The organism is Flexithrix dorotheae DSM 6795, assembly GCF_000379765.1.
Taxonomy (GTDB): domain Bacteria; phylum Bacteroidota; class Bacteroidia; order Cytophagales; family Flammeovirgaceae; genus Flexithrix; species Flexithrix dorotheae.
In genome coordinates this window covers 1-19,322 of sequence record NZ_KB903479.1, presented here as the reverse complement: position 1 = coordinate 19,322, position 19,322 = coordinate 1, and the positions used below count along the sequence as shown (strand labels likewise).

Here is a 19,322-nt window from a genome sequence, read left to right as displayed (position 1 = left end):
AAGGGCATAATATTCCCATCCGTTTGCTGGAAACGGTTTTTCCTTCCATATTTTATAAAACTTCTGCCCATATCACCGCAATTCTGGGAGAACCTCTTGGTCTTGGGTATTCCTCTGCAGTATACATTTTCCCCTTTTTGCAAACCGGGCAAATATCCGGATCAATTCCTTTGGTGATCCTGAGGATATCCTTTACGGTAAACACTGGTTTTTCCTCCGCTTCTGGCATGCCCAGACTTTCCCTTACCTTGGGCAGGGTNATTTTTTTAACCCGTGTGGAAAGGAAACCATAATGTCTGATTTTACAAAACCTTTTGGGTAGCACATGGAGTAAAAACCTGCTGATAAACTTTTCAGCTGGCAAAGTGAGCAGTTTCTTCTGGTTGTTATCAGCCCTGTCCAGATAGGAAAAAGTGACACTTTTATCGCCAATATGTTTGATTCTGTAATTGGATATAGCAATTTTATGGGTGTACCTACCAAGATACTCCAGCACAAAGTCAGGATTGGAAAAAGGCCTTTTGGTATGCACCACCCAATTGATTTGATAGAGTTTTCTTTTGAGTTTCCAGAAAACTTCAGGGTTGTGGAGTGTAGCAATTTTCCCTTCCAGTTTCAGTTTTTTATCCTGATAAAGCCAGAGCAGTTTCTCCATGAATTTGCCCCGGAAAGTTTTCGCCAGCGCCTTGAGATGGAACAGGAACCTGCCCTTACTTTTCGAAGTTTTCCATTCCCCATTTTCACCGATTCCCCCAGCAGGAACGATTGTATGAATATGGGGGTGATACAGCAATTGTTGTGTCCAGGTATGTAGGACAGCAATCATGCCCATTTTAGCCAGAAGTTTTTGTTTGGGGTCTTTAGAAAAAGTATCCAAAGTTTCCCAAGCCGAAGTAAACAATACGTTGTAGATCAGTTTTTGATTTTGCAAACAGATGACACGTAGTTGAGCCGGCAGCGTAAAAACCAGATGAAAATAAGGGACTGGTAAAAGATCATACTTTCTTTCCAGTATCCATTTTTCTTTATTCACACCCTGACATCCGGGGCAGTTTCTATTACCGCAAGAATTGTAATACACCTTAATATGCCCGCAGTGATTACAGCAAGACTTATGGCCACCTAATATTTTAGTACGGCATTGCCGGATGTTTTTGATGAGTTGAAGTTGTTCAATACTTACCCTATTGTTTTGGAGATAATCATCCCCAAATTGGTTGAACACTTTAGCCATGGAAGGCATGGCTACTTCTCCCAGGAGTCCAGCGGGCTAAAGGCCTTGATCAGCGGCACATCACTGATATGCAAATAAATAATGGTGGTTTGAATGGAACTATGTCCCATCAGGTGTTGGAGCGTTTTCAGGTTGATGCCTTCTTCCAGGGCATGAGAAGCAAAACAGTGGCGCAGGATATGGAGATTGACTTCCTTTTGAATCCCGGCTCTTTTCACAGCAGCATTCAGGGCATGGCGAAGCCCACCAGCACTCATGGGAGTTCCTTTCAATCTTCCATTAAACAGAAAAACTTTGGGTCGATAACTTCGGTAATAAGCCCTGAGTTCCTCCAATACTTTTTTGGAAAGTACAGTCAATCGATCTTTACCACCTTTACTTTGATTGATGCGCAGTTGGCATTTTCCATCTTTAGTGAGTAAATCGGTAATTTTTAACCGTAGAATTTCTCCCCTTCTCAGACCTGAAGAGTAGAGTAATCGGAACATTACCCGGTGCTTTTTATTGAGACAGGAGTTGAAAATCAGGGTCAGTTCTTCCCTGCTGAGTACCTGAGGCAGAGTCGGTTTTTCTTTGGGGTAGGGAATTTGAGAGGCCATACCCACATCCTCTGCCATATGCTGATAATACCAGCGAAGTCCAGCAACGTAGATCTTAATCGTCCGCCAGTTGCGTTGTTTTTCCACCTGTAGATCATGTAAAAAATCAATCACCTGATCAATTTCCAATTCCCTTGGTAGACAACCATGAAATTCCATCAAGCCCCTAACCCCACGAATATAATTTCGAATAGTTTGCTCAGATCGATTGGCAATACGTAATCTTCTTTCAAAACATTCCAATACACGTAACCCTTCAGGTAATTGACAAATTAGCTTTTTCATAATGTTATATGGTTTGGTAAAACCACAGCATAACATTATTTCAGGTTTCTGCTAATTTTGCTACCTTTAGGTTTGGTTCAACATCAACTAAACTCCAATCACGGTTGACGCAACCGCTCACGAGTTTAGTCATCACGTTATACATAAATCCACTAAAATGATAAAGATTAAATTCATTTATAATTTGGCTTTACTTGTTATGTTGTTCTCTTGTATAAAAGAGACTAAAAAGTCCTACCTAATCGAAAAGGAATTAGATCCAGTAGTAAGTGGAGCTTGGATGATGCATGATTATACATTTGAAAATGATGATGATTTTAGAATAGGTTTTGTGAAGGGAGCTGGAGTATCCAGTCATCATGATTTAATATTCTATGGCTATAAAAACCAGAAATTAATTGAGAATGAAAACTTTTATTGGAAAGTCAATTCTATAGAGTATTCCCCAGAGGAGATTGAAAAAAATAATAAAACAAAATATCATTATTCTAAGGGAGGAGAAAACTACTATGGAAAAAAAGTTAAGATTGAGTTCTTCGAAAAAAACAAAGTAATTTTTACCAGAGATAAGATATATATTCCTAAACCACTTGAGGTAAAATTTAGATTAAATGGTGAATCCGTTCAAAGTAACAATGTGTCTGAACCGATTCTAAAACCCCAAAAGGATATCTTAGAACTTGAATGGAATATTGAATCTCATAATTCAAAATTAATGCTAATGCTAATCAAGTCTCCTGCGAAAAATAAAGTAGGAGAACCCTGCTATAATATAGAGAAAGTAGACCAACGTTGGTTAAGGCGAGAGATCAGATATTTCTTTGTTGAAGATACGGGCAAGCTTACTTTGGACAAATGCTTTTTTGAAGGAATCATAGGTGACATGGTTCATGAGGATGATTTAGTTTTTTTGTCGCTAAGTAGAGGTAATTTACATAAATTTACTAATAACGATAAAAAGTTCATAATATATGACCTTTCAAGAGGTTCTATCGGATTCAAAATAGAATAAATATGCATAATAATAAGGGACCAAATTCATGTGGGTCCTGGGGATCCCACTGAATTTTTTCTTGTGTTGAACAAACCTAATGGGGGTTAGGTCCGGAAAAAGCGCTGTGTAATTTCAATATTTTTCTTGCTTGTAGGAGAGCTTTTTTGGTGGGGGTGATTTTGTTTGGAGTAGCTGTTGTATAAGGGATGCCAAGTAGATTTTATGCCAAAAAAGCCAGGATTACCCAAAGGGTGATACCACAATGTTCCTATACAGCTTTGCTACTCATCTGCTAGAAGATGGCCACAGTGGCGTTCCACACAGATTTAAGGTATGTTCAGGTTCTATTAGGGAACAATAGTACCAGAACGACAGAAATTTATACTCATGTAGTGGTAAAAAGCATCAAAAAAATTAAAAATTTATTAGATTAGGGAAAATTAAAATATAGTGAGAGTAAAGTGCGCTGGTGGGCTTTACTCAATTGTTACCAGCAATACTTGTAATACTAAAATGACCCCAACTGAGAAACTGAAATCCATCCTTGACAACCAGTATGAATCCGAAGACGGTGACGCATACAAGGTAGAACTGCTTGAAGGCATGGGTCAACCTGAGATAGAACAACTCAAAAAGACTTTGCCGAACCAAAACTTACCAACTGAAATTGAGGAACTTCTTAAGTTCTGTCGTGGCTTTGAGTTTTATGGTTTGGAGGAAGTTAGATTTGACTCATTTGGTCATTTCGGATTTGAAGAAGTTTTCCCGAACTCGATTCAACTTGCAGGTGATGGATTTGGCAACTTTTGGATGCAAGATATTGATTCTAAAGGCAACTGGAATGAGGTGTATTATGTCTGCCACGACCCTGCTGTCATTGTCAAGCACTCTGATAACCTAACACAATTCATCGAACACGTGGATGAATTTGGACGTGTAGGCGGAGAATCAAACCTTGATACAATTCACGAACAAATCGTATTTGACATCTGGAACGAAAAGGTCGGGATCATGGAACGAAATGAACGTGATTACGATTTTGAATCAACTATTGAACTTCCAGAGGCATTTTTAATTGCTGACCTAACGAACGAACCAATAAAGACAGGTTTTGCCTGGGGGAAGTTTGGTGCCAACTCTAGGATTATACGGCCAACTGATGAGCCCATTTGGGTCGTTGAAAAAAAGTTCAAACAAGGATTTTTTGCAAGACTCTTTAACCGAAGAGGAAAGTGAAAAGCTGGTAACAAATGCTATGAATGAATGGGGTTTCGGTGGTCAGGAAATTGTCGTGGGGTTGGAAGGGTTCAGCCAGTTGCATTACTGCAGGGACTGCCTGCCAGACTGGTATTTAAAATCGTTTCAGGCAAAGATCCGGTCTGGAGGGACCCGGATTGCTGCCCAAAATGTAAGCAGGGTAAAATGAGTGCTAAAACCATTCTTGATCCTGTTTGACCTGGAATAAGGAGTAAATGTTCTTTGGCAGATGGGTAAATCTAATTGAAGTAACAGCTAAATTTATTTTGGCAGGCTCAACTATGTCTTTAAAAAAAATACAGAGGAAAAATTCAAAACAGATGAAACCACAAACAGCATATTTAAAAATTATCCTTCAAAATTTATCGATAAACAAAAATCAAAGCAAAAGAAATACCCATAGGAAACAGCCTGCTAAGGCATAGTCCAACGATAGTTTTATAACATATTTGCTGAAGCTGAATTTTCAGTATCATTCTACCATTAAATCACATCTTTTCATTAGATTTATACCGAAGGTTTTAAGCAAACATGCTATAAAACACTAAATGTTGGAATTAATAAAAATGAACGATTTAGTTGAACTGATTCCATTATTTATACTACTCGGACTTTTGAATAGTTTAGTAGGGTTGCTAAAAACCCGCTATGGAAATCATAAAATAGTTTCTATTCTTACTAGTCCGCGAGCTGTTTACCTACTATTAATAGGATGGACAGCTTACGGATTTTTAACTAATCTTGATTACTCGCAGCAATGGGGTTGTATTATTTCTCATGAGCCAATATTCTCCATTGAAAATATTATTTTCAGTGGAATAGCTATTGGATTAATAAGTATTGGAGGAGGAGTTTCTAATAAACAAATCGGGACTCTTATTTTGTTAGCTGAATTAATATTTTGGCTTTTTAAACTCTTCCTAATTAAAGGTGGATATGTAGTTGGATTTGGTGGAGTCCCCTCGATTGAGGTACTCTCGTTCGACATAATAGCTTTGACATTACGATTGCTATTGTTAAGTCAAGTCAGTCAATTATATATAAGAAGTATTTGGATTTTGACATTAGCTTTTATCATTATGGGAATAAAGGTTCAATTTTTTAGATGGTAATTAAGAAAATAAAACTAAGCACAATAATAAGGGACCAAATTCATGTGGGTCCGGGGGATCCCACTGAATTTTTTCTTGTGTTGAACAAACCTAATGGGAATTATGTTCGGAAAAAACGCTGTGTAATTTCAATATTTTTCTTGCTTGTAGGAGTGCTTTTTTGGTAGGGTGATTTTGTTTTGAGTAGCTGTATTATAGGGGATACCAAGTAGATTTTATGCCAAAAAAGCCAGGATTGCCCAAAGGGTGATACTACATATGTTCCTACACAGCTTTTACTCATCTGCTAGAAGATGGCTACAGTGGCGTTCCACACAGATTTAAGGTATGTTCAGGTTCTATTAGGGAACAATAGTACCAGAACGACAGAAATTTATACCCATGTAGCGGTAAAATGCATTAAAAAAATTAAAAATTTATTAGATTAGCCAGTATAATTATAATGCGAATATCAACCACTCTAAGTGTGGTAGATAGGGAAATGTTGGGTAACAATTGTAAATTTCTTCTAATCTAATCAGCAAATTTTTATTCATGGGTTTGACTTCCTTAAAAAAAGTTCGACTAACAATATTTATAATAACTCTTCTGTTAGATTTGATTTTTCTTTTAAGAAACTGGTCTATTGGCACTTCAACAAATCTCTATAAAATTACAATACCTTTCACAAATGAGGATTTTGCATTTTATACTACTCAAAAATTTTGGATTCAGGCTTTTCTAATTATGATACTCATATTATCGATAACTTTTATATGGTTTGAAGTCAGAAAAAAGTAAACTTTGAACTTATTTACATAGTAATGAAGTACAAGTTAACCTCAATTAAAAGTATAACTCTTGATTTGGAATAGAAACAAATACAAAATTGTAGATCAGAACAAAATTCAACTTTCTGGATTAGTTTCAAAATATGGGTTGAATAAATCAGGAACCCTCTTCGCAATTCTACATCCTAACAAGATGGATGAGTCTTGGTATAATTATAGGTTAGTAGGGATTTCTCTTGACAAAGGAATTTTATGGGAACACGAAATATCTGACTTTAAACCTAACGAATTGAGAATCTCAGATAACGGGGATGCGTACATAAGTTATGAAAATGAAATAAGACAAGTATCCCAGGATGGAAAGATTCAAAAATCAATAATATTCAAAGTAGATTCGAATCAAGAAATTGGAAGCTTCGCTCTTATAGAAGACGGATTTATCATAACCCTCCAAGGAAAAGATAGACCAAATGCAAAAGTACAACGGACTACATTTGATGGGAAGATAATTTGGGAATCCTCAATCTCAACAAAAGATATATCCTATAAAGGATTAGTTCAAATGAGTGCAAAAAATGATTGGAAAGCCAAAGAGATGCCTCCTTGGAATCCAAAATCTTGGAATTGTTTGATTAATAACGAAATAATTATTTCAGAAGGGAATCTTCTTGTCAATTACTTTGAATTCCCAGGCAGTGGAATTGGTATGTCTTTTTGTTTAAACATTGAAACTGGGGATATAAAATGGACAACAAAACCAGCTCCATTTGAATCTATTTGTGGCCTAAAAGATGGTAAATTCTTAATTGGTCATCAAGGATATGGAGCTTTTGACACAAATTTATATAGTAAAGATGGGAAGATAATAGAAAGATGGAAATCGGTTGGTGCATCTGTTGTTAATTCTAATGATGAAATCTTTGCCATAGAAATGGATAATCATTCAGATTCAAAATTACATTTCGTAGAACTGAAGAAAGGAAGTGAAGTAAAAAAAGGTAAGAGAGTTCCGGGTTATTATATAATTCATCCTGTACTTGACGATTTAGGAAATATGGTGTTTTGGAGAAATAATGAGCTAATAATCATAGATAATAAAGGAACTTTGCATAAGCTATTTACTATTAAACCAACTGACCGAGATTGGACTTCTGATAGAATGTTATTACATAAAAACGGAACTTTGGTATTTTCAATAAATGAAAATTTGTATGTACTCAAAACTACTCTTGGAAACCTTGAAAAAAGTTCTTGGCCTTGTAAATACTCAAATAATGAAAGAAATCCAACTATAAAAAGAGAGGTTAATAATAAGGGACCAAATTGTATCGTTACCACCAATTAGAAAAATGAAAATAAGACTAATATTTATATTGCTTGGAATATCAGTAATAGCTTGTAAGAATAATTCAGATTCAAAAGAGGAAAAAGAATTAACTAAGACTGAAATTCAAGCCGAGACTAAAATTCCTATTAATCAAGTTGAGAAGGAATTAGAAGAAAAGCCAAGTACTGACTGTAAGTGTTTTAATGGAATAGGTTCATCAGAAGACGATAAACCGATTATCATTTCAAAATTCTCAAACGGAACTTCTTTAAGTCTATGTGGATATTTTGATAAAGAAAAACAAGACAAAGGACTGATAATGTCTGAGTTCAATATCTTTAATTGTAAGACAGGAAGTTCTTTAGTAGAATATGGAGCAGTTCAGACTTGTAGAATAGAGCAGAAAAAAGATTCTCTTATTATTAGGGAACTTAAATACTTGCCAGTTGGTAAAAATTGGAACTGGGAACTAATACAAATTGCAAGACAAGAAATAACGCAAAAAGAAGGAGAAATTATCGTTTCTAATCAAATTCCTGAAACTGGAAATTTTGACATTAACAAAACGACTCAAATAGAGTTTTTAAACTCTTTGAAAAGGGGTGGTGGATTCGACTCTGAATGGGAATCTGATTTGGGAAAACTTGAGGTTTTATCTTTACTTGGGAATGATGAAGCCTGGGAGATTCTTAAAAATTATGAAGACTTCACAGGAGCAAAAACTGATGGAGCTCTTGCCGAACAATGGAAAGATGCGATTGCGACAATCGAATGGATAAAAGAAAAATAAAAAGGTGGTAATAATAAGGGATCAAATTCATGTGGGTCCTGGGGATCCCACTGAATTTTTTCTTGTGTTGAACAAACCTAATGGGGGTTAGGTTGGGAAAAGGCCCTGTGTAATTTCCATTTCAGTATTCATTTTTAGGGTAATCAATAGCCCGGTTTGGCAGATTTATGTTGCCAGGGGCATAGCAATCCCATCCGTTTGCTGGAAACGGTTTTTCCTTTTGATTTTTACAACACTTTTACCCACATCCCTCTCCACCAGGCTATACGGTTGCAACAATTTATTAAACCAAAAAGGCTCATTTCTTTAAAATTCCCAAATACTCAATCCATGGTCCTACTTCAGATTGGTATTGTTTTGCCATAACTCTGGTGATTTGGGAAATATGACCTAAGTCGTGAACTACCCAGGTGGATAGAAGCTCTTTTAGATTAACTTCACCTAATGCTGGATGAACCCCTTTTTGCTGTAATTTGGAGTCATTGATTTGTAGGGATTTTAGTTCCTTTAAATTTTCAAGTCTAATTGCGCTAAACTCTTCCAATAATTCTTCAATGGGTCTTGTATTATCTTCTTTCAATTGGGCAAATCTATCAAATGGCTCAAATGTCTTGTGCTCTGAATTTGAAAGAATAATTTTTGTTCTTTGAAGCCAATCAGTCTTTTCCCCATGAATGAGATGTCCTAATACCTCATATGGGCTCCAGGTATTTTCTCCTTCATTATTATTCACCCATTCTGCTGATAATCCATTTAGTAAAGATTCCAATACTAAAGGAGTTCTACTAAGTATTTCAATTGATTTTTCTATCTCAAAAGTCATGATTTATTGCATTAAGAGTTTTTATGTTTTTAGGATAGCGGTCACTGTTTAACAACTCCTACCGTATTAGTTTAACATTAATGCAGTGAACCACGTTCTAAGCTGAATGCATTCTATCAACCGGCTTGCTCAATACTTTAAAAATGAAATCGGGGAAAAAACGACTCATAAACTTTAATTGGCTAGCTTGTCCGGGGCATATTTCATATTTGTCTTTGGAAAAACCTTTTAAAAATACGGCTACCATATCTTTTAATGGCATAGGTGTAGAACCTTTCATATCATCTGCATGAAACTGGGAAAGTAATTCTGTATCAGTAGCCGGAGGTGCCAGTTCAAATACTTTGATAGAAGTGTTTTTTAATTGTACTCTTAAAGACAAAGTATAGGAATGTAGTGCAGCTTTACTGGCACAATATACTGGAGTAATAGGCAGAGGTACAAATGCTAAACCAGAAGATACGGTAACTGTGGCGGCATTTTTCTTTCCCTTAAGCAAAGGTAAAAAGGCATCATTCATCCAAATGGTTCCTTTTAAATTGATGTCTAATTCTTTAGTTAAATCACTATCAGACAATTTGTGATCCTGCAGATTTATAGTGCACATAATGCCCGCATTGTTAATCAAAATATTCAGCTCAGGAAATTCTTTTTCTACCTGCTGATATAGCTTTTTTATATCCTCAGGATTACCTACATCGCTTTTAATGGTGATTATTTCCTCAAATTCATCTTTTACTTTTTGTAATTTTTCCGCATTACGTCCGGTAATAATGACTTTATTATTTCTTTTTAAAAACTCTTTAGCCATCTCCAGTCCAATACCGCTTGAACCTCCAGTTATTAAAATTGTATTTTCGCTTAGTTTCATGGTAGTTTGTTTTTCCAACTAATCTAATCAATTTTTAAGGCATAGCCATAATTTTGGGCTGAGCATAATTTAATCACTATATGAAATGGAAAAGAAAACCAATCCCTGAGGGTTTTCCAGCGTATAGTATTTCCTGGCTGTTCCGAAAAAGGATTGAAAAATGCACTATGGTTGAAATCAAATACTTTAATTACGATTAACAAAATTGTTAAACGTTACAGAACAAACAATTTCCAGGAAAAAGATCTTAGTGCAAATTTGCACTAAGGTAGGGAAGAGCGGAAAATTGATGAATATGATTGAATTGAGGGTAATGGAAATTTTACATTTCATTTTTTTATGAAATGTTTTAAATGCTTTGAGTAAAAGCTCTATGAGGCCTATTAATAAGGAAAACTGATAGATAAGGAAGATGGTAGGAAATTGGAGTAGGAGAGGGACTAAAACTGAATTAATTATGAAAAAAGAATAAATAATCTTCTAAGGGTTAAAGGTATAAATCACTTGAGTTTCAATATTCTTTTCCTGGAAAATTCTGTCAAAATCATAAATATGTATACTCAAAGATTTTTTTCTGTTTTTGAGAAATAAAAGAACCTCTTCACGGGCCCATGCATATTCCTCAAGGAAATTATTAAACCTCCTCCCTTTTAATTGTGCTTCATGAGCTCTTTTCAAATCCAGTTTGGTAAAATCTTTAATTTTATGCTTGTGCTCCAACAAGATAGCAATATCAATATCTGACATGGTTTCCTGGGTAGATAAATAACTTCCAAATAACATTACTTTCAAAACTCTGTATAGATAATAATCATCTGAATTTACCTGATGAACCCTTTCCAGAAACCCTTCTAATAATTTTTTAGCAGTAGTTCTCTTAATTGGTTTCGAAGCAGAAGCCATGGCATAGGCATTACCTTTTATAGTGGTTTGAAAGTAGGTTTTACCGTTTCTGGTAATTGGAATGATATATTTTTCTGAAACCAGACTTTCCACTAAATCCATTGCCTTTTGGACATCTATATTAAGCATTTCTGTTATGATATGAATACTACGATCATTTTCAGAAATTTTTCTAAGAAGGTTTCTAATGGTTAAAGTAGGAAAACCAAACAGTTTTTGTTTACTATTAATATTCATAACACCAATAAATATTTCGGTATTATGAATATAGTAATTTTTAATTACTTTAAAAAGTGAATTTTATAATAATTTATTCAATATAAATCAGGGTGTTGCGAAATAACTCTAAAATCGACAGGTGTTATTTAGGGTTACTTAAAGTGTATTCCGGAAATGCACCATCGTTTACAGAAAGTTTCTATATTTAAAGGAGAAAACTGAAGATAACACTATGTAAATTCAATCACCCGCTTATGCAGGATTTGCAATTATCATTAGCTGCAACTAAGAACGAAATCGTGAAAAATGGAAATACCTGATGAAATATAGTCTACCTCGTCAATAATTGTGATTTTTGAAAAGATTGAAACTTGAGGTTAAACATAGTTTCAAACTGAGCTGAGCACTCCGGAGAATTCACTTTTCTCAATGCATTTACAATAGCTTGTCTGAAAGCATCTCTATCAATACGATAGCGACCATGAACCGATGGAGCATAGCAAGGTTTTTGGCTCCAGATATAATTGTTATAGCTACCCTGAATAAAATGCGCTGCGTCTATAAAAAGCGAGTCTGCTTCATCTGAGACAGCTTTTTTTAAATTGGAAACAATTGTTGCGCTTTGAATTCAGTTTGACTGGCCTCCCATCTGTCAAAGTTTTTCCCTCCTGGAAATGTATTGGTTTTGCGATAACGATACCCCAATTTCCAGATAAACCTTCGGATGCTTTCCAGACTCCTGTCCAAACCACAATTTTCGGCAATCCAGTGCTTTAATTCACAGATTAAGGCAGGTTTAATCCTAGCAAAAGCCTTTGTGATTTAGGATTGAAAAGGTTGCAAGGCAGATTAAGGCCGATAGCAGGAAGTTTGTCGTAATCGGGTTAATCCTCCCTGCTGATACAAATAAATATAATTGTTAATCGTATGATAACTCAAATTCAATATACCGGCACAATGGGTTCTGCTATAACCTCTGTATAATAAGAAAATAGCATGCATTCGATCTCTGACTTTGTGTCTTTTTCTTTCCATATTTGTTGTATGAGCATCGGTTTTACTGATTCTCAAAGCCTACACGGAGTGGGAGGCATTTTTTTAAGGTTTGGTCACTCTAATTTAATGCTTCCTTTTTTTTCATGTAGTTAAGAGGTGGATTATAAATATTAATTGTGGTATACTTTTGAATTAATATATACACCCCAGTACGTCTAAGTTCTTTTTGCAGGTAGGAAAACATCGATTCTAGGTCCTTATAACGTTGTTTGCTACTTGGTACTGGAGGAGAGGGCATATCTGAAAGCTCCTCCTCATTTTTAGTTAATAAATCAAAAATTTCTTAATAGTAGTTCTATAAAATACTTTGTTAAAACTACAGATGAGAAGAAAAAAGATATACAATTGTTAGTTTTTTTTCACTTGGATATACCGAATCATGTTGATCTTCCAAATTAATCGTATAATATGATGATATGTATTAGGCTAGGAGTCTTGGAGGGGTGAGCCACCATTTCCGCTGATTTACCTAAATATTAATTAGTTAATTAATTTTATTTGCCTTTAGAACTTTAATCCTGAAATAGCGATTGTTAAAAACGCAGCAGGTTTTCTTTTATAATTAACTACATCATCAATATTAGAAATATTTCCAGGAAGAGGAGAACCTATTGTAGCTCCATTTTTTAACCCTACTGGAGCCAAATTATATCCAAATCCAAAACCTAGTCTAAAAATACTTTTATATGATAAAGAAGGAACTGTGAAAAAGCTACTTGCACGTCCTCCTGGTTCTATTGAATAACCTACTCCAATTCCAACACCATATTCTTTATTCTCTCCAAAATCAGCAAAGTTCATGAGAGCCATTGCTCCTATATTAAACATTGCATCATCGTCAGGTTTGCTCACTACTAAGTTATTTTCTAGAGAAAATTTTTGTCTGTTAGATTGAAAAATAAGGTTTACGACTGGAACAACTTCAAATCTTTTCCTTACATATAATGGAAACACAGTTGCAATTTCTTGATTTATTACTTCTCGGGTAGCTTTAGCATCTTCTTTTATTTTTGTAATAATTAATTTAATATTTGTCTGCTTATTCTCTTTTACTGGTACTTGAAACCGTATAATTCGAGCTTTCTCGGTTATTTTGAGAATATCTTTTACAATGGAGACTAATTGTTTATTTAAGCTCATGAAAGCTGATTTATACAAACTTTTCAGTGTAGGGTTTGCTCCTAAACCAAGAGAAGCAACAAAGGAACCATCAGCATCTGCCTTTTCAAGAATATCATTTAAATCTTTTTCAAGTGATTCACTGTTGAAACGGGCAATATCTGAAGGTATACTTTTTATATTAAAAATTGCTGCCCTAAATCCATAACCTTTATCATTAATTATCCTTTTCATTGCTTCTTCAGCTGTTTCGGGCTGGTCTGATATTTTAATATATTTTTTTGCTTCTTTAATATCTTTATCCAGTTGAGTTATATAATTCTGGTAAATATCAAAACTTGTTGCAGCAAGAGGTATGATTCTTTGTGAAAATATATTTGTACCGGGATTAGCCAAATCTGGTAAAGAATTAATTAGAGTAACTAACTCTGCAAATTGATTTGAATACTCATCTTTTATTTCAATATCTTCTGTTTTTATTTCGTAATTATAAAAAAATGGATTAGGATTCAATATATTTATTGTTACAATTCCATTTACTTGCCTCACAATTTTCACATTTTGTTTACTGGAATTTTCCAATTTATCATTTTTTTTAAGGAAGACAGATTCAGAATTTTCACCATGATAAATTCTTAAATCTTGACAGAATGATATGTGTTTAATAAGAAATAAGATTAGAATAAATAATAGCTTTTTCATACTTGTTTAATATTAGATTTAAAATTTCATTTTTAGACTTAAGTGCGATTAGATTCATATATGCGGCTATCATTCAATCTGTGGGTCGATAAAATAATGGCTATTTTGAAATTAGCGCATCATTTATTAGCCAACTTTATTACTCTTTTAATAGTAATTTCTCCATCAGATATCTTAATATTATCCAAAAGACCTTTCCAGAATTATTACCATTGGCAAATACAGCTAAAGCTGATTGCGAACCCAACAAATTCAGGGGCATGCATTTGAAAAGTATTAGATGGAGCAAAATCGAAACTTAAGGCCAAAGGATCATATGTCAATCCCATTTAATACTATATAATCCAAAAATCAATCATTTTTTACTTTGAAAAGTATTCAAATTACTTTGTCAATGTTAAATTCTTACCCACAAAAATTCTTCCATTGGTTATAAAATAATTACACCTAAACATCTTGATCTAAGGTCAAAATTTCCGATTTGTTAACCACATCCACAAGGTTTGGTTAAAATTAACCAATTGATAATGAACTCTAAGTCAGGGTTATTACCTATCGCTTGTTTAAATAGGCTTTCGGCTATTCGGCAATCATTTGCACTTCGGCATAACCTCCAATAAGCTACTCCTTCCGCATAGTAGATATCACCTTGAACGTCTGTTGGCAATCCTTCACCTCTTTTTTTTATGCTACTCCTTAGGTCATTGATACTTGTGATTGCACTATCAAGGTCTTTAGTAATCTCCAACTGTTGGTTATACTGGGTCATAAACAATTCTACTACGTTCTGCCAGGTAAATTGATATGAGTCTAGGTAAATCACAGGATCGTTCAACCGTGCATGGAATTTCATTGCTTTGGGTCCAACGAATTGCCGCATTGCCATCAAATTATAGACTACATTGGTAGCCAAATCGGAGCGGTGCTTTTCAAGAATGTCCACGTATTTGGAGAAGTCGGTTAAGTAGTTCAGGGTTACATATGCATTTAACACACTTATCACTGTATCAGAGGAAACCTTTGTTAACTCCATTGAGGATAAGGCATCCAAATACATAACCGCCCGCTTGACCGGATCTGTATAAAACTCAGCCGATCGAGACGATTTAGTGAAAAAAGTTCTATTTGCATTCATATGATCTTGGTAGAACAATATTCGATCGGTCAGTTGATACTTGGTGAACAACATCACCATTTGTTCAAAGATAGCGGTGAAAATGGGTGTTTCTGCCGATTCAAAAAAGGCACGATCAATTTGCTCAACCGCATTGGCTTGATCTCCGTTACGATCGTATTCCAAGGAGAGGGCACTGCGATACATTGCAAGTGTCATCTTAAAATCCTGAACGATAAACATACTATCTTCTTTAACGGTGGTAGTATCTCTTATTTCATAGTAATTTATTAACTGTTCGTTCAATTTAAGCGAATAAGCAATAGACCTCTCAAGAAAATCAATTCTCGCTGTAATATTGGATGTGTCTGAAGTAATTGCTGCAAGATAGCAACTATTGGGAGCATCTGGGCCGCACCCGGTTCTGAAGAATTGATTGGCTTCTTCAGTTTTATTCATAGATAGATAGTAATTGCCAATCCGTACAGATTCTGATTCATTGTTGATACTGGATGTTTTTTCCAACCGGATTAAGTTTGTATAATCACTCTTGATATTGAGGATTTCTGTCAATTTTTCGTGTGCGAATACTGATGTTGGAAAATTCTCAATTTCCGAGAAAAGGTAGTCAATAGCTGCAAATGTGTCTTTGCTATGAATCAGATGAATTTGCCCGATGTAGAAGTTAAGGTACTCAATTGGTTCCTTAGTTCGCTCTTGTATATCGACAAAAAGCTCCAGCGCAGTGTTGTACTGATCTAGATTGTAATAGCAAAGCGCTCCTTTGAAATGATCCTTAATTTCATCCTGACGATTCTTTAACTCGGTATACACTATCAAGCCACACGTCCAGTCTGCTTGGATCAGGGAAGCATCAAAGAGAGTATCCAGTTGTTCTACTGGTGCATCACCAAGAGAGACATTTTCACAGCTTACCAGATTCTGTCCAATTGTCTCTTTTACCAACACTACCATTAGTATAAGACTTATAATATTTTTCATAATACTATTAATTCTGATAAAAAATGATTCCTTTAGAACCCCATTTAGGACTAAGTACAATCGGATTATTGAGATCTGATCCCACCTCTATCGGAGATATTTCGAAATCAAATTCGATAGGATCAACTTCATAATTATAGAAACCCGTTAGGGCCGTGACAAACAATGCTTCCAATTCCTTGTTGTTGGTGATCTTGGCAGAGATCATTCCCAGTGGCACCGAAGAACCCAGTACAGTCACCCCAATCGGACATTTAAGAATCAACTCAGGGTTCAACAAAATACTAGCTGGTGGAGGGGATATGATCAAAAAAAGGTTAGCCGGCTCCGTTTTGATCAAAATCTTAGCTATTTCCTCATCGTCTTCTAGTGTAATTTCACCATTTAAATTGAATTTCTGCCTGATCGCCATAATATCAAAATTCTTGGTGATACTAGGGGGAATGGCACACAGAATAAACCCGATTCCTTTGGGATCATACTTGAATTTTATCTGTGTATCACTGCTACCCCCAATCCATGAATCAAATCGCATGGAGCTCATGTCATCGCTAATCATTAAAGAATTATAATTCAAATTAATGGCACCTGTTGCGTGGACTTCACCATACACGTCACCCACTTTGGTGATTTCGTTATAGAGAATGTCACCCAATACTTCGGTTTTACACCATAGATATTTGGAATAGTTTAGTCCTTTACAAGCAAGATATTTCGCTTCTGCGATGCCTTTACAACTAAAGTACGGTCCCCATCTTAGAGCTTCACAAGCACAGCAATGAGGTCGGTACCACTTACATCCACAACAGGACCAAAGATTACACGATGGTTTTTCACAATTTCGATCTCGAACTTGGGAGCAATTATCTTCCACTTTGGTTGACCCAATCCTGATGCCCTTCTTCTCGAACACATCATGGAATTCATTTCTCATACTCAATTTGAAATCAATTCTGCTCATGCCGTAATTAAAGACTTCTGGCACGAAGGATTTTTCGGTCTCAATCCAAATTTGGGAATTGTTGGGTTTGTCAAAATAGTTGTTCCAAAACGACATGAAGTCCTTTTCGTACTCCACCACCATTTCTCGGAGCTGTCTTTTTTTCATTTCCCGCTCTTCAATCTTGACAAGCAACCACTCCCAAAAATCGTTGTCAGTTTCAGTGGAATCAAAGGGTGAGATTCCTTCAATTCTTTTGCTTGTGGACAAGAAAGTCTCGACAGAACCAGAGTAAAGTAGCGGTTTGCGATACCTTTGGCTTGCAAACTGCGCATCTGGACTTAAACGTTTATCCAGTTGACGTTTATTGAATTTGTTACTTGCAAATAATGAAAGCTCATTGATTTCTTCCTTGCTCTCCACTATGTAAATATTTTCATCTTCTGCCAGATCAAAGTGCTCTCTCAAAAACCGGGATTTCACCAATGAGTTCTCCTCCATGATTTCCCCGATGGTTAAGTCTGACATCACATAAATACCGTCATCATTGGTGTGGACAGCCAAGTCCGACAGCCGGACATTGATTTCCAAGGAATCTTTAGAGTAAACTGTCATATCGTTTCTGGATTTAAAAAGATCCACAACTGCTTCTTTTTCAAATATCGCTAGGTTCAACGGAATGGTGATGGGTTCAGACAAAAAGCGATCGTTGAGCACTCTGATTAAGATCTTCCTCATCATAATTAGAATGGATAGCTTGGTTTTGTAATTCTTCCGAATCTTTCGACCGTTAATTTTCTTCAACCTAAAATCATCAAAATGAGGCAGGAATATGAGCGTGTCCTGACTAGAGGTCAAGGAGGCTGTAGCTGTGAACTCGGTTTGTAACGACTTTAGGCTACTCACGTTCTTCACCCAGATTTTGACCCCAACCGTAGCTGTGATGGACTCCTCCTGAAGTTCTAGGTCATCCTGGTTGAAGGTGAGCTTTAGGGACTCAATGTATTCGTTCTCCCAGCCTGTAGTGTCAAAGTTATCGATAGCGTATTTGAGTTGCTCTGTAAGGAAATCTTTGGAAATGTGTACCCCTATATCCAGATCCTCTATGATGGTGAGATTGTTCATGGAGGTGGTAATCGCTGTGATCTTCTTATCCAAGTCCGAGTGAGGGGAGGGCAAGCGAGTCTCCCATTTCATGATCACTTTGCAGGAGGTCAGCTTAACAATCAGCAGGAATACAAAAAAAAGTTTTAAGATCCCTGCAAGGGGGATATTATATTTCATAGAGGTTATGTTAAGATTTATCTATTAAAAAAATAGGTGAATTAGAATTACTTATCAACAATGATTAAAACACGATAATTTTCATATTTCTCCGAGTCACTTGAAAAAGTGATTTTTAAAAGTTTATACTATACTCATTGTCTGCATTAATCCAAACATATCGTGTGGCTCAAAACCATTAAGTCCACTTAGAGCATAACTATCTCCTTGATTTAGCATTTTATCAGCAACTTCAGCATCTACCCAAAAAGAACCTTCAGGTTGGTTGTGGCGTTTTGGACCAAAAATCCAATCCTTACCCCAAGAGTTACAACAAAGTAGTCCAGGCCTTTCATTGTTATCATCAACAGCAATAAAACACATACAATGATTCCAGGTTCCTAAAGGCTTGGCAAACCCATTGCTATCTCTTTTTTCTTCAAATCCACGAGAAGAGCAAACAGGAATTGGATAACCATTTGCTAAAGCATCCCTTGCTTCTTCATAAGATTGAACTAATGCAACTGTTTTAACAGGATGTAGTTTAGCGATTGGTTCCAACTCATCAGGAACACCATAACATCCCCAATTTCTGGCTTTTCTTCCGTTATATTCTGTTAGATCATAATTACTAAATATTTGTCTAAGTAATAGAGTTGTTCTGGTATGATTATCAGTTAGTTAGACAAAAGTTCCAAATCCCTGCACAAATGCCAGCCACTTTGTTGTAAAGTGCCATACTCCTACACCTTAACCTATCAGATAAAAATCGGTATCTTTTAAGGCCTGCTATTGAATTTTCTACCAAAACTCTTATACTACTTCTGGTTTTATTGATCATTTTTTCTGTCTCTAAAAGCTCCTTTTTTGGTTTCTTTTTGATGGGAATACTTAGTTTCCCAAACTTGTAATCCTCTGTTATACCCTGAAAACCCAAATCTA

The 19,322-nt window shown here is 35.6% G+C and carries 17 protein-coding genes; 6 read left to right on the top strand and 11 right to left on the bottom strand.

Features of this window, described 5'->3' with window-relative positions; translation table 11 throughout:
* Nucleotides 1-52: 52 nt before the first annotated feature.
* Together A3EM_RS44380 and A3EM_RS44375 are read right to left on the bottom strand one after the other, a co-directional pair.
* Nucleotides 53-1,243 (bottom strand): IS91 family transposase, encoded by a 1,191-nt coding sequence (locus A3EM_RS44380; protein WP_020532557.1) that lies wholly within the window; start codon nucleotides 1,241-1,243, stop codon nucleotides 53-55.
* 2 nt (nucleotides 1,244-1,245) lie between these two features.
* Complete coding sequence (locus A3EM_RS44375; protein ID WP_083925354.1) at nucleotides 1,246-2,118, bottom strand: tyrosine-type recombinase/integrase; 873 nt, start codon at nucleotides 2,116-2,118, stop codon at nucleotides 1,246-1,248.
* Between the two features lie 157 nt (nucleotides 2,119-2,275).
* On the opposite strand from A3EM_RS44375, the gene A3EM_RS0133060 reads away from it, so the two are divergent.
* From A3EM_RS0133060 to A3EM_RS0133015, 6 genes are all read left to right on the top strand, one after another.
* Entirely contained in the window at nucleotides 2,276-3,130 is an 855-nt protein-coding gene (locus tag A3EM_RS0133060; protein ID WP_157638214.1) for a hypothetical protein, read from the top strand.
* Between the two features lie 495 nt (nucleotides 3,131-3,625).
* Nucleotides 3,626-4,348: an SMI1/KNR4 family protein gene (locus A3EM_RS0133050; RefSeq protein WP_020532553.1), complete on the top strand. Its 723-nt coding sequence runs from the start codon at nucleotides 3,626-3,628 to the stop codon at nucleotides 4,346-4,348.
* Nucleotides 4,317-4,538 (top strand): hypothetical protein, encoded by a 222-nt coding sequence (locus tag A3EM_RS0133045; RefSeq protein WP_020532552.1) that lies wholly within the window; start codon nucleotides 4,317-4,319, stop codon nucleotides 4,536-4,538. The genes A3EM_RS0133050 and A3EM_RS0133045 overlap by 32 nt, the downstream gene beginning before the upstream one ends.
* A 397-nt stretch (nucleotides 4,539-4,935) precedes the next feature.
* Nucleotides 4,936-5,481 carry a hypothetical protein gene (locus tag A3EM_RS0133035; RefSeq protein ID WP_157638213.1) on the top strand — a complete coding sequence of 182 codons (546 nt, stop codon included), beginning with the start codon at nucleotides 4,936-4,938 and terminating at the stop codon, nucleotides 5,479-5,481.
* Nucleotides 5,482-6,321: 840 nt separating this feature from the next.
* Entirely contained in the window at nucleotides 6,322-7,596 is a 1,275-nt protein-coding gene (locus A3EM_RS0133020) for a hypothetical protein (RefSeq protein ID WP_020532547.1), read from the top strand.
* 4 nt (nucleotides 7,597-7,600) lie between these two features.
* Nucleotides 7,601-8,368 (top strand): hypothetical protein, encoded by a 768-nt coding sequence (locus A3EM_RS0133015; RefSeq protein ID WP_020532546.1) that lies wholly within the window; start codon nucleotides 7,601-7,603, stop codon nucleotides 8,366-8,368.
* A gap of 298 nt (nucleotides 8,369-8,666) precedes the next feature.
* Here A3EM_RS0133015 and A3EM_RS0133005 read toward each other — a convergent pair whose 3' ends face one another.
* The 9 genes from A3EM_RS0133005 to A3EM_RS0132960 all read right to left on the bottom strand — a co-directional run.
* The gene (locus tag A3EM_RS0133005; RefSeq protein ID WP_020532544.1) at nucleotides 8,667-9,191 is read right to left on the bottom strand and encodes a DinB family protein; all 525 of its coding nucleotides are present in this window, start codon (nucleotides 9,189-9,191) and stop codon (nucleotides 8,667-8,669) included.
* Nucleotides 9,192-9,288: 97 nt separating this feature from the next.
* A complete protein-coding gene (locus tag A3EM_RS0133000; RefSeq protein WP_020532543.1) occupies nucleotides 9,289-10,062 on the bottom strand; it encodes an SDR family oxidoreductase in 774 nt (257 codons plus the stop codon).
* Nucleotides 10,063-10,542: 480 nt separating this feature from the next.
* Complete coding sequence (locus A3EM_RS0132990; protein ID WP_020532541.1) at nucleotides 10,543-11,202, bottom strand: nucleotidyltransferase domain-containing protein; 660 nt, start codon at nucleotides 11,200-11,202, stop codon at nucleotides 10,543-10,545.
* A gap of 831 nt (nucleotides 11,203-12,033) precedes the next feature.
* Nucleotides 12,034-12,219 carry a helix-turn-helix domain-containing protein gene (locus A3EM_RS47220; RefSeq protein ID WP_083925353.1) on the bottom strand — a complete coding sequence of 62 codons (186 nt, stop codon included), beginning with the start codon at nucleotides 12,217-12,219 and terminating at the stop codon, nucleotides 12,034-12,036.
* Nucleotides 12,220-12,744: 525 nt separating this feature from the next.
* On the bottom strand, nucleotides 12,745-14,061 hold the full coding sequence (locus A3EM_RS0132985; RefSeq protein WP_020532540.1) for a hypothetical protein: 1,317 nt from the start codon (nucleotides 14,059-14,061) through the stop codon (nucleotides 12,745-12,747).
* Nucleotides 14,062-14,545: 484 nt separating this feature from the next.
* The gene (locus A3EM_RS0132975; protein WP_020532538.1) at nucleotides 14,546-16,177 is read right to left on the bottom strand and encodes a tetratricopeptide repeat protein; all 1,632 of its coding nucleotides are present in this window, start codon (nucleotides 16,175-16,177) and stop codon (nucleotides 14,546-14,548) included.
* A gap of 7 nt (nucleotides 16,178-16,184) precedes the next feature.
* Nucleotides 16,185-17,792: a hypothetical protein gene (locus tag A3EM_RS0132970; protein WP_157638212.1), complete on the bottom strand. Its 1,608-nt coding sequence runs from the start codon at nucleotides 17,790-17,792 to the stop codon at nucleotides 16,185-16,187.
* A gap of 732 nt (nucleotides 17,793-18,524) precedes the next feature.
* On the bottom strand, nucleotides 18,525-18,941 hold the full coding sequence (locus A3EM_RS44365) for a hypothetical protein (protein ID WP_020532536.1): 417 nt from the start codon (nucleotides 18,939-18,941) through the stop codon (nucleotides 18,525-18,527).
* A gap of 112 nt (nucleotides 18,942-19,053) precedes the next feature.
* On the bottom strand, nucleotides 19,054-19,322 hold a 269-nt coding region (locus A3EM_RS0132960; protein WP_020526858.1), incomplete at its 5' end, for a transposase family protein.

Coding starts and splice junctions, on each gene's coding strand:
- A3EM_RS44375 (WP_083925354.1), bottom strand. CDS start 2,118: ATGAAAAAGCTAATTTGTCAATTACCTGAAGGGTTACGTGTATTGGAA.
- A3EM_RS0133060 (WP_157638214.1), top strand. CDS start 2,276: ATGATAAAGATTAAATTCATTTATAATTTGGCTTTACTTGTTATGTTG.
- A3EM_RS0133050 (WP_020532553.1), top strand. CDS start 3,626: ATGACCCCAACTGAGAAACTGAAATCCATCCTTGACAACCAGTATGAA.
- A3EM_RS0133035 (WP_157638213.1), top strand. CDS start 4,936: ATGAACGATTTAGTTGAACTGATTCCATTATTTATACTACTCGGACTT.
- A3EM_RS0133015 (WP_020532546.1), top strand. CDS start 7,601: ATGAAAATAAGACTAATATTTATATTGCTTGGAATATCAGTAATAGCT.
- A3EM_RS0133005 (WP_020532544.1), bottom strand. CDS start 9,191: ATGACTTTTGAGATAGAAAAATCAATTGAAATACTTAGTAGAACTCCT.
- A3EM_RS0133000 (WP_020532543.1), bottom strand. CDS start 10,062: ATGAAACTAAGCGAAAATACAATTTTAATAACTGGAGGTTCAAGCGGT.
- A3EM_RS0132990 (WP_020532541.1), bottom strand. CDS start 11,202: ATGAATATTAATAGTAAACAAAAACTGTTTGGTTTTCCTACTTTAACC.
- A3EM_RS47220 (WP_083925353.1), bottom strand. CDS start 12,219: ATGGAAAGAAAAAGACACAAAGTCAGAGATCGAATGCATGCTATTTTC.
- A3EM_RS0132985 (WP_020532540.1), bottom strand. CDS start 14,061: ATGAAAAAGCTATTATTTATTCTAATCTTATTTCTTATTAAACACATA.
- A3EM_RS0132975 (WP_020532538.1), bottom strand. CDS start 16,177: ATGAAAAATATTATAAGTCTTATACTAATGGTAGTGTTGGTAAAAGAG.